Origin of the sequence: Flavobacterium beibuense (assembly GCF_004151245.1) — a bacterium.
Taxonomy (GTDB): domain Bacteria; phylum Bacteroidota; class Bacteroidia; order Flavobacteriales; family Flavobacteriaceae; genus Flavobacterium; species Flavobacterium beibuense_A.
The window spans coordinates 32,589-46,707 of sequence record NZ_JUIW01000005.1 but is presented as its reverse complement, the minus strand read 5'-3'; the positions used below and the strand labels follow the sequence as shown (position 1 = coordinate 46,707).

Here is a 14,119-nt window from a genome sequence, read left to right as displayed (position 1 = left end):
ACAATTATGGGTAACGAGATAAAAACCAAATTCCTTTTTGAAAAGGAAAATTATAAAATACTACTTATAGGAATTGCAGTTATAACCATTGGCTTTATTTTAATGGCCGGAGGTGGTAGTGATGACCCAACCAAATGGAGTGATGCCATTTTTAATTTCAGAAGGATAAGACTAGCCCCTACTGTGGTGCTTATTGGCTTTGGTATTACTATTTATGCCATACTTAAAGACCCGGAAGCAAAAGCAAAAAAAGGAGAAAGATTCCCTGAAGATTCTGAAATAAAAAACTTCAAGAAATAATTACTGAATGGATTTACTGCAGGCTGTTATTATTGCCATTATTGAGGGCTTAACAGAATATTTACCCGTTTCATCTACCGGGCATATGATTATCGCTTCTTCCTTTTTTGGGATTGCAGGCGACGACTTTACCAAACTTTTTACCATAGTTATACAGCTGGGTGCCATACTTGCGGTTATCGCACTGTATTTTAAGCGTTTTTTCCAGAGTGTAGACTTTTACCTTAAACTGCTGGTGGCTTTTATACCTGCCGTTGTGTTAGGACTTCTTTTAAGCGATTTTATAGACTCATTACTTGAAAGTCCGTTAACGGTAGCCATATCTCTGGTTATTGGCGGGGTTATACTTTTAAAGGTAGACGAATGGTTTGGTGATTCAGAAAACACCGATATAAGCTACGGTACTGCATTAAAAATAGGATTTTTTCAGTGTATCGCTATGATACCGGGGGTATCGCGAAGCGGTGCCAGTATCGTGGGCGGTATGTCGCAAAAACTATCGCGTAAGGCAGCGGCAGAGTTTTCGTTCTTCCTTGCCGTACCAACCATGTTTGGTGCAACAGCAAAAAAATCATACGACTATTATAAAGCCGGATTTGAGCTTTCTCAGGATCAGATAAATATGCTTATTGTAGGTAACGTGGTTGCTTTTGTGGTAGCCATGCTGGCAATAAACACCTTTATCAACTACCTGAGCAGACATGGCTTTAAGATGTTTGGATACTACAGGATTATTGCCGGACTGGCAGTTATACTGATACATTACTTTATTCACCCGCTTACAATTATTTAATGACGCCGGAAAGTTTTCAGGAAGGAAAAGTATTATTGATAGACAAACCACTGCAATGGAGCTCTTTTCAGGCAGTAAACAAAATCAAGTGGGCACTTAAAAAGCATATGGGGCTTAAAAAGATCAAGGTAGGCCATGCCGGAACCCTTGACCCCTTAGCCACCGGACTCCTTATTGTATGTACCGGGAAATTTACTAAACGCATTCCGGAACTACAGGGAATGGAAAAGGAATACACCGGAACTTTTTACCTTGGTGCAACAACACCTTCTTACGACCTTGAAACGGAAGTTGACGCTACCTTTCCTACTGACCATATAACAGAACAACTTATACAGGAAACTACAAAGCAGTTTATGGGTGAAATAGACCAGAAACCCCCTGTTTTCTCTGCAATAAAAAAAGACGGCAAACGACTTTATGAACATGCCCGCAAAGGCGAGGAAGTTGAAATTGCTTCGCGTAAAGTAACCGTTCATGAGTTTGAAATAACCCGCATAGCGCTACCCGAGGTTGATTTCAGGATTGTTTGCAGTAAAGGAACCTACATCCGTTCTATAGCAAACGATTTTGGACAGGCGATGCAAAGCGGATCGCACCTAACTGCATTAAGACGAACAAAGATTGGAGAATTTTCAGTAGAGGGTGCCCTTACCCCCGATGCTTTTGAAGATGAAATTAAAAGTTTTAATTAGGAATAAAGCTTTGAGTATCTTTGCTGAATGAAAAAAATTATTTTCTTTCTTCTGTTATCGACAAACCTCTTTGCACAAAAAACAGAGCTTAAGGACGGCGACCTTATTTTTCAGGATATGGACTGCGGCCCTTTATGTGATGCAATTGAAGCAGTAACCGAAGGCTATAATGGAAACGACTTTAGCCATATGGGTATTGTATACCAACGCAACGACACAATTTATATTATTGAGGCTGCAGGCAGTGCCGTGCGGCTTACCACACTTGAAAAATTCTCTAAAAATACCAGTAAGCCCATGTATGTGGGCAGGCTAAAAAAGAAGTTCTGTAAACTCATACCTCAGGCTATAGATTTCTCCTTACAACAGCTTGGCGTTCCGTATGATGATGCTTATGTGTATGACAATGGCGCTTACTATTGCAGCGAACTTATATATGACGCTTTTAAGCATGCCAATAACGATAAACCTTTTTTTGAGCTGCAACCCATGACCTATAAAGAACCGGGAACAGATAACTTTTTTCCTGCATGGGTAGACTATTACAAAAGCATAGATGCCGAAATTCCCGAAGGTTTATCGGGATGTAATCCGGGTGGCATATCAACATCACATAAGATTGAGGTTATTGGCACTGTAGAATAAAACAAATAAAAAAGTCCGCTCAATGAGCGGACTTTTTTATTACATATTCTCTGCGTTTTGCAGCAGTAAAGTTATCTCTTCCATGGTACTTTCACCTTTATCATGCAAATACCATTTTTGCAGTTCGGTTTTAGCTTCCATATCAATTACACCGTGTTTAGCCTTATAATCGGCTATAAGCTTAGCGGCATCATGCGGTCTTGGCCCCCAACTGCCTCGGGCTATTTGGGTATCTTTTTCTACCAATACCAGCTTAGGTATAGACCTTGCCCCATTGGTAAGGTACTCGTTCATTAAATCGTCGTTTTCATCACGAAGTACAATACTAAGCTCAAGCTTATCGGTTTCGTCGGCCATTTTTTTAATAACAGGAACTATCTGGGCAGCATCACCACACCATCCTTCACTGATAACCAAAAGGATATGCTCTTTTTCAAGACCTGCCAATTTGTCTTTAATTTCCTGCGGAACCTTGATGGTTTTTTCAAGGCGGTTCATGCGCGCTTCGTTAAGCGTACTGTAATGCGTTAAGTCTTCCGACTGTGTAAGTCCTGTAGAAAGCCCGTCCTGCAGGAGCATTGATATATGATTTCTGTACTCTGAATAAGAATAACTGTTATCCAGACTTTTTTCTATTAGTGTACTCATAGTATAAATTTGTGCAAAAGTAAATTAACTTTTATAAAGCAAAAAGAAAGCCATCTAATAAAAAACTGTAATTTAGTCAGGCAAACTAACACACCATGAAATTTGACGACAGTACCATTGGCATCATTCTTTCGGGCGGGGGCTCAAAAGGAATTGCCCATGCAGGCGTATTAAAATATTTTGACGAGATAGGTATTAAGCCCTCACACATTGCAGGCACCAGTTCCGGTGCCATCGTATCATCCCTTTATGCCTTTGGGAAATCGCCCGAAGAGATACTGGAATTTTTCAAATCCATCTATTTTTTCCATTGGAAACATTTCACTTTCCGCAAGGCAGGATTTATAGATTCCGATTCCTTTAAAACCTATTTCCATTCCGTTTTTGGCGATACGCTTATCGGTGAAATAAAATGCCGTATGCACATAACCGCTACCGATTTGGTTTCGGGTAAACTGAAAATATTTGGCCCGGAAACAAAAATTGCCGATGCCGTTATTGCATCATCTGCCTTTCCGGGTATTATATCGCCGTATGAAATTGACGGAAAGATTTACAGCGACGGCGGCATTATTAACCACTTCCCTACCGATATCTTACAGGGCAGGTGCGAAACACTTATAGGCATTTATGTAAGTCCAATACAAAAGATAGGTCCGGAGGATTTAAAATCCATAAAATCGGTAACCACAAGAGCTTATGATTTACTTTCGGCAAACAGCAATATGCAGAAATTTACCCTTTGCGACTGGGTAATAAGCCCCGACGAACTGGCTATGTACAGCACTTTTGAAAGCAACAGGCAAAAGATGGAAGAGATTTTTAATATCGGGTACGAAGCCGCAAAAAAATCTTACGAAGAACTTATAGTTTAATTACATGGTACATTTAGCAGGCATACAGGCTTAAAAATGTGTTTTCGGCAAAACAATAATTACTATATTTGCACCATTCAATTTAAACCCTATGAAATACAAAAGAATCCTGTTAAAGCTAAGCGGCGAAGCTCTTATGGGCGACAGGCAGTATGGCATTGACCCAAAAAGGCTTGCCGAATATGCCAGTGAAATTAAACAAATACATGAAAAAGGTGTAGAAATTGCCATTGTTATAGGCGGCGGTAACATTTTTAGAGGTGTATCAGGTGCCAGCAACGGTATGGACAGGGTTCAGGGAGACTACATGGGAATGCTTGCTACCGTAATTAACGGTATGGCATTACAGGGAGCCCTTGAAGATGCAGGTATGCAAACAAGGCTGCAAACTGCCCTTAAGATTGAAGCTATTGCTGAACCTTATATTAAAAGACGTGCAGTACGCCACCTTGAAAAAGGAAGGATTGTAATTTTTGGTGCAGGTACAGGTAACCCTTACTTTACTACCGATACGGCTGCGGTACTTAGAGGTGTGGAGGTTCATGCCGATGTAATACTAAAAGGTACACGTGTTGACGGTATTTATACTGCCGATCCGGAGAAAGACGCAAGCGCTACTAAATATGACACCCTTACTTTTGAGGACGTACTTAAAAAAGGCCTTAATGTAATGGACACTACAGCCTTTACCCTTAGCCAGGAAAATGAACTGCCTATTATTGTTTTTGACATGAACAAAGAAGGCAACCTGGTAAAAGTTTGTGAAGGAGAACTTGTAGGCACTACAGTAAGCGTTTAATTTTTAAAACTGAAACGAAAAAGCATTATGGAAGAAATAGATTTTATTTTAGACAGCACTCAGGAATCGATGGCCGGTTCTTTAGCTCACCTTGAAAAAGAATTTCTAAATATACGCGCCGGTAAAGCAAGCCCTGCCATGCTGGGTGGTGTAAAAGTGGACTACTACGGCTCACAAACTCCGCTTTCACAGGTTGCCAATGTTAACACTCCCGATGCAAGAACCATAACTGTTACCCCTTGGGAAAAAAGTATGCTTCAGCCAATTGAAAAAGCAATTATGATTGCTAACCTTGGTTTTAACCCAATGAACAACGGAGATAATATTATCATCAGCGTTCCGCCGTTAACAGAGGAAAGAAGGAGAGATCTTGTTAAGCAAGCAAAATCGGAGGCAGAAGACGCTAAAATTGGCGTTAGAAATGCCCGCAAGGACGCTAACAACGAAATTAAGAAACTTGAAAAAGACGGTATGTCGGAAGATGTTTGCAAAAAAGCAGAAGACGATGTCCAGGAGCTTACCAATAGCTTTATAAAGAAAATTGACGACCTGCTTGTACACAAAGAAGCAGAAATAATGAAAGTATAAAGCATACCTACAATAAATTAAGAGTCCGCTATATAAGCGGGCTTTTTATTTATCACTTATCTTTGTAACAAATTTAAGCTTTGCACGTTAAGCACTAAAACACCACATGAGAGTTGTATATACCCTGCTCCTTCTTATTTGCAGTATAGCTGTCCACGCCCAGTACACCGTTACAGGAGTTGTTAAGGACGGCAGCACTAACTCTCCCCTTCCTTTTGCCAGCATTATTGCTAAGGACGGCATCATAATAGTGGGCGACCTTGACGGAAAATTTACCCTAGAGACACAAACCCTCCAGCAGGAACTAACTATAAGTTATACCGGCTATGAAGACAAAACCATAAAACTGCAGGCAGGCAAAAACTTTTATACGGTAAAGCTTAAAGCAAAACCACAGGAACTCAACGAAGTAATTATAACCCAAACGGATGCCGGTGCTCAAATTATCCGTCATGCCATAAACCGCAAGTCAGTTAACGACCCGCAGCAAAAGCTTAACAGCTTTAGGTACAAAACCTACAACAGACTTATTATAACCGCAAACCCCGACTCCCTATCAGGCAAAATCGATTCGGTTTTTGTATCTGAAAAAGCAGGACGTGTACTGGAAAAGATAGATTCAACAGGTTTTAAATTCAAAAAGCTGATTGAAAAACAGCACTTATATCAAACCGAAAAGGTCTCGGAATACAACTACACCAAAAACGAAGGCTTAAAAGAAAACATACTTGCCACCCGCATGGCAGGATTTAAAGAACCTATTTATGAGTTTATAGGGCTACAGTTACAGTCCTATTCGGTATATAATGACGTAGACCTTTTAGAGACTAAATACATAGGTCCGCTTGACGATAATGCATTTTCTGAATACAAATACCGCGTACTGGATACCGTAGCGATAGACAATAGGGAAACCTATATGATTTACTTTACTCCTAAAAGGGCTAAAAAGAAAAAAAGGCTTGACGGTATATTATACATAGACAGAGCTACATTTGGCGTAGCAAAAGCAGTATTTCGTGTAAAGAACGTATTAGATATTAACTCTACCCATTATTTTAAATTTGAAAAAGACCTTAACCTATGGTTCCCTGATAAAAAAACACTTAAGATAGTTAAGGGAAACAACAAACAGGACATAAACATACTTGGGGAGACCATTAAGTTTGATGCCATAGACGAGGCCAGCATACCAAGAGAAAAGGAAGCTTCCGATTTTGTGTATGTATATTCGGAATCGGTCAATTCTGAGAAAGAATTCAATATTCCGCTGGTTATTAAAAACCCTGCGATAGCCATCGAAATTAAGGAAGAGGCCATTTCCAGACCCGAAGAGTACTGGAAACAATATCGTACAACTACACTTGATGAGCGAGGCCTGAACACCTACCCAGCACTTGATAGTCTGGTAGCCGAGGAAAAAATAGAAAAGCTTGTTAAATTAGGTAAAAGGGTAATTACAGGTTATCTGCCCATAGGCTTTTTTGACCTTGATCTGAGACAAATAGTAAAATACAACAATTACGAAGGTTTTAGGTTGGGATTAGGTGGCATAACCAATAAAAAATTCTCTGAAACATTTAGAATTGGCGGCTATGGGGTATATGGTACTAAAGACGGCGAGTTTAAATACAATTTGGGAGCTGCCGTAAGAATCGGTAAATTTTCCGATTCCTGGATAGGCGGTTCTTATACTGAAGATGTTCAGGAGATTGGTAGTACGAATTTTGCTACTGATAAACGTGTATTTAAAATATATGACCCACGCCCTATTAACGTATCTACCTTTTACAAATACTGGCGTTGGCAGGCTTATTTAGAAACGAAAATCATACCTAAAACCGAAAGTAGGTGGTCTTTTAACCACACTGCCGTGGATCCTCGTTTTGACTATGTTTTTAACGTTAACGATCAGCTATACTCCAGCTACAACCTCTCAACTTTTGAAGGAACGGTTCAGTGGAATCCGTTTAGTGATTTCATGCAGACACCGGAAGGACGTACAGAGGTAGAAAAACGCTTCCCTAAGTTTACCTTCCAGTACACTCAGGCAATAAAGGGTGCGCTTGACGGAGATTTTAATTTCAGCAAATTTGACTTTAGGGCAGAGTATGAAAAGAAATACATTAACGGACAAAAAACATCTATAGTAGTACAAACCGGTTTGGCACTTGGCGAAATCCCTATTACCCATTTATACAGTACCTCACCTAACAACCTTGACAAAGACGGCGTTATTGCCCGTATAACATTTGCCGGTAAAAACAGTTTTGAAACCATGTACTTTAATGAGTTCTTCTCCAGTCAGTATGGTATGTTCCAGTTCAAGCATGCCTTAAGAAGGCAAAACCTTTTCTGGAAAATAAAGCTTACTCCGGTACTGGTAACCCGAACCGTTTGGGGTAATATGGAGCATCAGGAAAGACAGGTGGGCCAGCCTTATAAAACCCTTGAAAAAGGATATTATGAAAGCGGACTTGAACTTAACGAGATATTCCAGGGATTGGGGCTAACCTTCTTTTATAGATATGGTCCTTATCACCTTCCTGATTTTGACAGAAACATATCCATTAAGCTGTCGTTTGTGCTTAAACTGTTTTAATGGGATACAAACTTTAATCCCACGATTGACGCTATAAGGGTTGTAATAAAAAACATCCTCCAAAAATCGGCAGGCTCTTTAAACACCAAAATACCCATAAGCACGGTACCTACAGCCCCAACACCTGTCCATACGGCATAAGCAGTACCTATAGGTAATGTTTGTGTGGCCTTATACAGTAAAAACATGCTTATACTAAGGCAAACAAAAAATCCGCCCATCCAGTAAGTGGATGCGGTACCGGTAGCTTCTTTAGCTTTACCAAGGCATGAGGCAAAACCAACTTCAAACAGTCCGGCGATAATAAGTAGAATCCAGTTCATGGCACTAATATTTAATGCTGGCAAAGGTACTATAAATCGAACAGCTATTCTTTAATTATCCTGATAACACTCCTGTTTTCCCCTTCTACAAGATCAAGTATATATATACCCTTTTGAAGGAAACTAACATCAATACTTCCACTTTTTAAATCTCCCTTACTTACAAGCCTCCCATCTATAGTATAAAGGCTAAAAACAGCATTGAGATTATCTACAGGCGTTATGTAAAGTAAATTTGAAACGGGGTTAGGATAAACAGTAAACGATTGGGATTTATTCTCCGCTATTGCTGCAGTAATAGATGTTCCCGATAAACTTACATTGTTAAAAGTTACTCTTTTACCGTTATCAACAGTCATATCACTACCTTCAAATCGTACCCTTACCTTAAAATGCTCATTATTTGTAACTCCCTGAACCGATGAGAAATCAATTTCAAAAAGCTGATAAGTCTCTGTTAGCACAAAAGAAAAAACCTCCATACCCGTAGTAATCCATTCTACATCATTTGTAAGAGAATAATCAATGAGTAAATTATCTGCTGCCCCTTCATCCATAGCAGCAAAGGCAAACTTTATTTTTTTATATCCTGTTGTAGGAATAGTAAAAAGTAAAGTATTTTCCTTTCCGTCAAGCTGAAAAGGTTGCTTTATTTGGACAGCTTTCATATCCGACTCCTCAAACGATATATCATCATTTGCCTGAGGCTGATAATTTATTTCTGTTGGTTTATTTCTTCTTTCCATAGAGGCGGTTCGCCATGCAGGATGCCCTTCAGCAAACGGATATCCTTCAAGACAGGAAACATACGACACAAAAGCCCCTTCCTGAGAAATTGTATAAGTAGCATTTATACCTGTTAAAGGAGTATCGTTAGCAATATTTCCATCAAACATCCAAAAATAAACAAGCTCCTCTTCCGGCTCTTGTCCGGCAGGAATAAAATGTGCTACAGCAGAAAAATTCTCTGTAGGAGTATATACAACTTCTTCATCAAAACCAGTAATATCACCTGTCCAATGGCTAAATGCATAACCCGGTAGTGCCACAGCCTTTACAGTTACCGGAATATTATAAAAATAAACCCCGCTCCACGGATAAGGAGATTCTTCTACTCCGGGTGTAGCCGCGTTAATATTTATAGTATTGATTTTAATATATCCCATATCGGTGTCTGACACATTAAGTGTTGCAGACAAAGTCCCTGAAATATCAAACTCTTGCTGTATATGTTGTCTTTGATGAGCAGGGCGTTGAGTAGCAAAATTTATAATAGCTGCTGTATAGTTTTCCCAAGCCTGAACCGAAGGTATAGCAGACCATCTGTTGGAATGAGCTTCCATCTCAGGTGCGATTCCCTGTTTCATGTTATTATATATTCCCTGCATACGCTCAGGCAGGAAAGTCGTATTAAGCAAATCAGCAAACCGGTTTATAAAGTAATTCCTGAATTTTTGGTTTTCAAGCATCCTTCTAAAACTAAGTGTAGCCCAGGACGGATTAGGATGTGAAGTACCGTTAGGCTCTGTTGCCATAGCCAGGGTATTATGAGAAAAACTGCCTGCAAGTCCAAAAGCAACATCTGTATCTTTTAAAATCCACCTCCACCTTCCATCGTTACCATAAGGAGCCTGCGGGTTATAAATTCCTGTTCTTCGCCTAAAAAGCTCAACATTGTTATCAAGCCAGTCCTGGTTATCTATATAAATCTCGGCAATATAGTAATCAGTAAAATTAACAGGGTCAATTTGTGTTATAACATAATTGTAATTTTCATCTTCTTGAAGTGTATTTTCTTCCAGATAATCAATCAATGCATTATAATGATCTGCATCACCTTCTTTTACTTCAACCTGCCCTGCAAGTTCCAGGTAATCTATCTCATCATCAGGAATACCATAAACCCTTTCAAAATAATACTTATCATAGCGTTCCCTTAAATTAAGCATTCCCCAGTACTCACCATTAATAAAAGTAACTGTGGGCTGATAATCCTGAGTATCAAAATGTAAATGCTTTACCGAACTATGTATAAAGGCATCTAAAAAATAAGTAGTAGCAAAATCGTTGCCCGAGTTCCTCAAAATTATCCTCTTGAAGCTATCATCATTGCCTTCTCCAAAAAACGGATAATCCAGCCTGTCTTCACCAAATTCTCCCCTCGCATAAAGCCTTAATGATTTACTTGAGTAAGCCGAAGTTGTACCGCCATGAATTCGTATACCAACATCCTGATTTATTTTTTGTATTCCGTTTTCATAATAGCTAAAATTTCCTTTTACCTCTGCAGCACTGCCGTCGCGTTTAAAATTAGCATCACACCACCCAAGTCCGGCATTCGGATTTATCGCCCTCCAGTCATCAAAATCCTTTCCTGCCACATAAATACCTTCCTCATAACCAAAAAACAGGTTTTCGCTAAGGTTAATACATGCTACAGGAAGTGAAAACCAGTTTTCTCCTTGTGATGAAACAAAATAATTTGCCGTTACCACCTTACTTGGCATAGCTCCGCTTTTAACAACCTTTGCCCTTACTGTAGTACTTTTGTTTACCAAAAAATCGGGAATATAGGCAGGATTAAAATCATAAGTACTTGATATAGAAGCTATTTTATTCGGTTGGTTACTGCGATTTGATATTGCAATAGGCCCGCTGTAAGAATGTGTTATAAAGCTTTGCGATAAAAATGGACCAACGGGATTCCCCGGGTTTTGTGAATATTGGTTTTTATACTGATAGGTTGTCCCGCTAAGATTATTCTCATCAGGTTCAGATCCGTCGAGTGTATATAGAATTGAGGTGTCGGGTTCGTTAGCTGTAAGAACAAGGTTAAATCCTTCATTATAAAAACCTGAAGCAACAGAAAATGATGGTGCTTCCAAAATTTCCGAATACCCCGTGGTAGTATTACCCTCTCCTGGGGTAGGTTCAGGAAAAATCATAAAATTCGCACCCCCATCAGGCTGTCGCCCATAAGAAAAATTTTGAGGTATAATAACCCCATTATAGCTATCAACAACAACTCCTTCAGGATCAGTAAGTGTTACAATCTCACCATCAGCACTAATTTTAAAATTAGAATGCAAAGGAGTTAAAGGATCAGTTTTGTCTTTACCGGAACACCATAGTAAAAGATATTCTCCGGGCGCTATTATTTTGGAGGGAAATACCCATTGAAAAAGATCATTATTATCTGACAGTCCATACCCCTGAAGATCGATACTTTCTGTGCCTGTATTGTACAGTTCTATCCAATCTTCATAATCACCATCTTCATCGGTAATTATTTGTGAGTTGGATGTAACTACCTCATTAATTACGAGTGTTTGCCCATATACAAGAGGTATAAAAAACAATGATAAAAGAAGAACGTAAAAATACTTTTTCACAGCAATGTTAATTTAAGGTTAGGTGTATTTGCACAATATTACTAAAATTTAACCATATAAGATTCTTACACACCCTAAAAAGCTTTTATAGTTCCTGTTGTTTTTACTACATTTGCAGGCATTTGTATTTTGTAATAGGCAAAATACACCGTTTTTATTAGTTTATACTATTTTAATTTAAAACAAAAATGAAGCATACAAAAGTTAAAGACCTGTTGAACAGCACAAACACGATTGATGAGGTATCAGTAAAAGGATGGGTAAGAACTTTTAGGAATAATCAGTTTATAGCACTGAACGATGGTTCGGTTATACATAATATCCAGTGTGTTGTTGATTTTGAAAACACACCGGAAGAAACCCTTAAACGTATTACCACAGGAGCAGCTGTTGCTTTAAAAGGCAGCCTTGTAGAAAGCCAGGGTAAAGGTCAGACATATGAAATAAAAGTATCGCATATTGAAATTTTAGGAGACAGTGATCCTGAGAAATTCCCTATGCAGCCTAAAAAGCACTCACTTGAATTCTTAAGGGAAAATGCTCACTTAAGAACACGTACTAACCTTTTTGGCGCTATTATGAGAGTACGTTCGGTACTGTCTTTTGCCATACACCAATACTTTCAGGAAAAAGGCTTTGTATATGTAAACACGCCTATCATTACCGGTAGTGATGCCGAAGGTGCAGGTGAAATGTTTAAGGTAACAGCATTACCTTTTGACAACACCCCGCGTACAGAGGAAGGAAAAGTGGATTACAAAGAAGATTTCTTTGGTAAAGAAACTAACCTTACCGTATCGGGTCAGCTTGAAGCAGAAACCTACGCTATGTCTTTAGGCCAGGTATATACTTTCGGACCGACTTTCCGTGCCGAAAACTCAAACACGTCTCGTCACCTAGCAGAGTTCTGGATGGTAGAGCCTGAGGTTGCATTTAACGACCTTGACGCTAACATGGACCTTGCTGAAGACTTTATTCAGTACGTTATTAAATATGCTATGGAGCGCTGTGAAGACGATCTTAAATTCCTTGACGAGCGCCTTGCTGCTGAAGAAAAACAAAAGCCGCAAAACGAGCGTAGCGAAATGGGACTTTTAGAAAAACTTCAGTTTGTGCTTGAAAACAACTTTAAGCGCGTAAGTTATACTGAAGCTATAGACATCCTTAAAAACTCTAAGCCTAACAAGAACAAGAAGTTTAACTATATTATTGAAGAATGGGGTGCCGACCTGCAAAGTGAGCACGAGCGTTACCTTGTAGAGAAACACTTTAAGTCGCCTGTAATATTATTTGATTATCCTGCTAAAATTAAGGCTTTTTATATGCGCCTTAACGATGACAACAAAACCGTACGTGCTATGGACATCTTGTTCCCGGGTATTGGTGAAATTGTAGGTGGTTCTCAAAGAGAAGAGCGTCTTGATGTGCTTCAGCAAAAGATAGCCGATTTAGGTATCGACGAGGAAGAACTATGGTGGTATATGGATACACGCCGTTTTGGTACTGCGGTACACAGTGGTTTCGGACTTGGATTTGAGCGCCTTGTACTGTTTGTAACCGGTATGAGTAACATCCGCGATGTGATTCCTTTCCCAAGGACTCCACAAAACGCTGAGTTTTAATTTTCAGAAATTAGTATCGAGAATTGAGATATTATAATATAAAAAAGCCCTGCAGGATATTGCAGGGCTTTTATTATTTTAGCATTATAAAAACCAACTCTATGAAACCTTACCTATTACTATCTCTTATTTCATTAACAACAATCGTAAGTTGCAACGAAAAGAAAAACGACCACATAACCGCACAGGTAATTCATGAAGACCTCTATCAGGGAGAATCAATAACTGACCAAGAGAGTATTCAGATAAGAGAAGGCCTACATCTATTGTTTTCTGAAACTTCTATTAATGAAAGAATAACAGATTCTATAGCAGACATTATCAAATACGGCAAACTTTTCTGATCTGAAACCAACCGGGTAACGGTGCAGTTTTACGGTGGAGACATAACCGACACAGTTGAAGTGACTCTGAAACGTGATTTAAGTTTTTTCAAAAAAAAGTCTAATCCGGGAATAACAGCTCCTTCTAATTTAGAATACCAACAGATCTCAAACAAAGATGGACATTTCTTAGAAGTTGAGAACTACACTGAACTCCCTAACGGAAACAATTCAAAAAACACTTTGAGAGTATCTGAAAAAGCAACACTCTATAAGCTTGACACAACAGATAATAAATTTTATGATGAGTCAGGAAATATATTAGAAAATGTAACTGCAACCGATATATACAGAAGCCCTGGCGTTTATATCTTATCTCTAAAAACTAAAGGCAGTCAACCGGAAAAAACTATAATATATAACACAGCATTAAAAGACACAACACGGACTCCTTACATAGTAAGATTTCAAAATACAGAAAAAGCCCTGCCGGAATAGCTGGGCTTTTTTTATT

14 protein-coding genes are annotated in these 14,119 nt (G+C 39.0%); 11 read left to right on the top strand and 3 right to left on the bottom strand.

What is annotated here, in order from left to right:
- Window positions 1-6 precede the first annotated feature (6 nt).
- Genes NU09_RS07685 through NU09_RS07670 form a run of 4 tightly spaced genes read left to right on the top strand, consistent with a single transcriptional unit; the run spans window position 7 to window position 2,433 of the window.
- Window positions 7-300, top strand: coding sequence for a DUF3098 domain-containing protein (locus tag NU09_RS07685; protein ID WP_129750698.1), 294 nt, complete (start codon window positions 7-9; stop codon window positions 298-300).
- Window positions 301-307: 7 nt separating this feature from the next.
- The gene (locus NU09_RS07680) at window positions 308-1,093 is read left to right on the top strand and encodes an undecaprenyl-diphosphate phosphatase (RefSeq protein ID WP_129750697.1); all 786 of its coding nucleotides are present in this window, start codon (window positions 308-310) and stop codon (window positions 1,091-1,093) included.
- Window positions 1,093-1,788, top strand: a complete 696-nt coding sequence (gene truB, locus NU09_RS07675) for a tRNA pseudouridine(55) synthase TruB (RefSeq protein ID WP_129750696.1) — start codon at window positions 1,093-1,095, stop codon at window positions 1,786-1,788. Before NU09_RS07680 ends, truB begins: the two co-directional genes overlap by 1 nt.
- Window positions 1,789-1,815: 27 nt before the next feature.
- On the top strand, window positions 1,816-2,433 hold the full coding sequence (locus tag NU09_RS07670; protein WP_129750695.1) for a YiiX/YebB-like N1pC/P60 family cysteine hydrolase: 618 nt from the start codon (window positions 1,816-1,818) through the stop codon (window positions 2,431-2,433).
- A gap of 39 nt (window positions 2,434-2,472) precedes the next feature.
- On the opposite strand, the gene NU09_RS07665 is transcribed toward NU09_RS07670, so the two are convergent.
- Complete coding sequence (locus NU09_RS07665; RefSeq protein WP_129750694.1) at window positions 2,473-3,081, bottom strand: thioredoxin family protein; 609 nt, start codon at window positions 3,079-3,081, stop codon at window positions 2,473-2,475.
- Window positions 3,082-3,176: 95 nt separating this feature from the next.
- Here NU09_RS07665 and NU09_RS07660 point away from each other — a divergent pair, with 95 nt between their 5' ends.
- The 4 genes from NU09_RS07660 to NU09_RS07645 all read left to right on the top strand — a co-directional run bounded on the left by NU09_RS07660 (window position 3,177) and on the right by NU09_RS07645 (window position 7,945).
- The gene (locus NU09_RS07660; protein WP_129750693.1) at window positions 3,177-3,956 is read left to right on the top strand and encodes a patatin-like phospholipase family protein; all 780 of its coding nucleotides are present in this window, start codon (window positions 3,177-3,179) and stop codon (window positions 3,954-3,956) included.
- A gap of 91 nt (window positions 3,957-4,047) precedes the next feature.
- Window positions 4,048-4,755 (top strand): UMP kinase, encoded by a 708-nt coding sequence (pyrH, locus tag NU09_RS07655; RefSeq protein ID WP_129750692.1) that lies wholly within the window; start codon window positions 4,048-4,050, stop codon window positions 4,753-4,755.
- A 24-nt stretch (window positions 4,756-4,779) separates the two neighbouring features.
- Window positions 4,780-5,343: a ribosome recycling factor gene (gene frr, locus NU09_RS07650; RefSeq protein ID WP_129750691.1), complete on the top strand. Its 564-nt coding sequence runs from the start codon at window positions 4,780-4,782 to the stop codon at window positions 5,341-5,343.
- A gap of 106 nt (window positions 5,344-5,449) precedes the next feature.
- The gene (locus NU09_RS07645; protein WP_129750690.1) at window positions 5,450-7,945 is read left to right on the top strand and encodes a DUF5686 family protein; all 2,496 of its coding nucleotides are present in this window, start codon (window positions 5,450-5,452) and stop codon (window positions 7,943-7,945) included.
- Here NU09_RS07645 and NU09_RS07640 read toward each other — a convergent pair.
- Window positions 7,942-8,268 carry a DMT family transporter gene (locus NU09_RS07640; protein ID WP_129750689.1) on the bottom strand — a complete coding sequence of 109 codons (327 nt, stop codon included), beginning with the start codon at window positions 8,266-8,268 and terminating at the stop codon, window positions 7,942-7,944. The two genes, NU09_RS07645 and NU09_RS07640, sit on opposite strands and share 4 nt — an antisense overlap.
- A 44-nt stretch (window positions 8,269-8,312) precedes the next feature.
- Window positions 8,313-11,660: a CotH kinase family protein gene (locus NU09_RS07635; RefSeq protein ID WP_129750688.1), complete on the bottom strand. Its 3,348-nt coding sequence runs from the start codon at window positions 11,658-11,660 to the stop codon at window positions 8,313-8,315.
- A 188-nt stretch (window positions 11,661-11,848) separates the two neighbouring features.
- Between NU09_RS07635 and asnS the strand changes: the two genes are divergently transcribed.
- The 3 genes from asnS to NU09_RS07620 all read left to right on the top strand — a co-directional run bounded on the left by asnS (window position 11,849) and on the right by NU09_RS07620 (window position 14,103).
- On the top strand, window positions 11,849-13,282 hold the full coding sequence (gene asnS, locus NU09_RS07630) for an asparagine--tRNA ligase (protein WP_129750687.1): 1,434 nt from the start codon (window positions 11,849-11,851) through the stop codon (window positions 13,280-13,282).
- Window positions 13,283-13,383: 101 nt separating this feature from the next.
- Complete coding sequence (locus NU09_RS07625; RefSeq protein ID WP_129750686.1) at window positions 13,384-13,626, top strand: hypothetical protein; 243 nt, start codon at window positions 13,384-13,386, stop codon at window positions 13,624-13,626.
- Window positions 13,627-13,647: 21 nt separating this feature from the next.
- Window positions 13,648-14,103: a hypothetical protein gene (locus tag NU09_RS07620; protein ID WP_129750685.1), complete on the top strand. Its 456-nt coding sequence runs from the start codon at window positions 13,648-13,650 to the stop codon at window positions 14,101-14,103.
- Window positions 14,104-14,119: the final 16 nt, after the last annotated feature.

What these genes read in the sequence shown, in the direction of transcription:
- NU09_RS07625 (WP_129750686.1), top strand. Translation starts at nt 13,384, where the DNA reads ATGAAACCTTACCTATTACTATCTCTTATTTCATTAACAACAATCGTA.
- NU09_RS07645 (WP_129750690.1), top strand. Translation starts at nt 5,450, where the DNA reads ATGAGAGTTGTATATACCCTGCTCCTTCTTATTTGCAGTATAGCTGTC.
- NU09_RS07680 (WP_129750697.1), top strand. Translation starts at nt 308, where the DNA reads ATGGATTTACTGCAGGCTGTTATTATTGCCATTATTGAGGGCTTAACA.
- asnS (WP_129750687.1), top strand. Translation starts at nt 11,849, where the DNA reads ATGAAGCATACAAAAGTTAAAGACCTGTTGAACAGCACAAACACGATT.
- NU09_RS07640 (WP_129750689.1), bottom strand. Translation starts at nt 8,268, where the DNA reads ATGAACTGGATTCTACTTATTATCGCCGGACTGTTTGAAGTTGGTTTT.
- NU09_RS07670 (WP_129750695.1), top strand. Translation starts at nt 1,816, where the DNA reads ATGAAAAAAATTATTTTCTTTCTTCTGTTATCGACAAACCTCTTTGCA.
- pyrH (WP_129750692.1), top strand. Translation starts at nt 4,048, where the DNA reads ATGAAATACAAAAGAATCCTGTTAAAGCTAAGCGGCGAAGCTCTTATG.
- NU09_RS07660 (WP_129750693.1), top strand. Translation starts at nt 3,177, where the DNA reads ATGAAATTTGACGACAGTACCATTGGCATCATTCTTTCGGGCGGGGGC.
- NU09_RS07685 (WP_129750698.1), top strand. Translation starts at nt 7, where the DNA reads ATGGGTAACGAGATAAAAACCAAATTCCTTTTTGAAAAGGAAAATTAT.
- truB (WP_129750696.1), top strand. Translation starts at nt 1,093, where the DNA reads ATGACGCCGGAAAGTTTTCAGGAAGGAAAAGTATTATTGATAGACAAA.
- NU09_RS07665 (WP_129750694.1), bottom strand. Translation starts at nt 3,081, where the DNA reads ATGAGTACACTAATAGAAAAAAGTCTGGATAACAGTTATTCTTATTCA.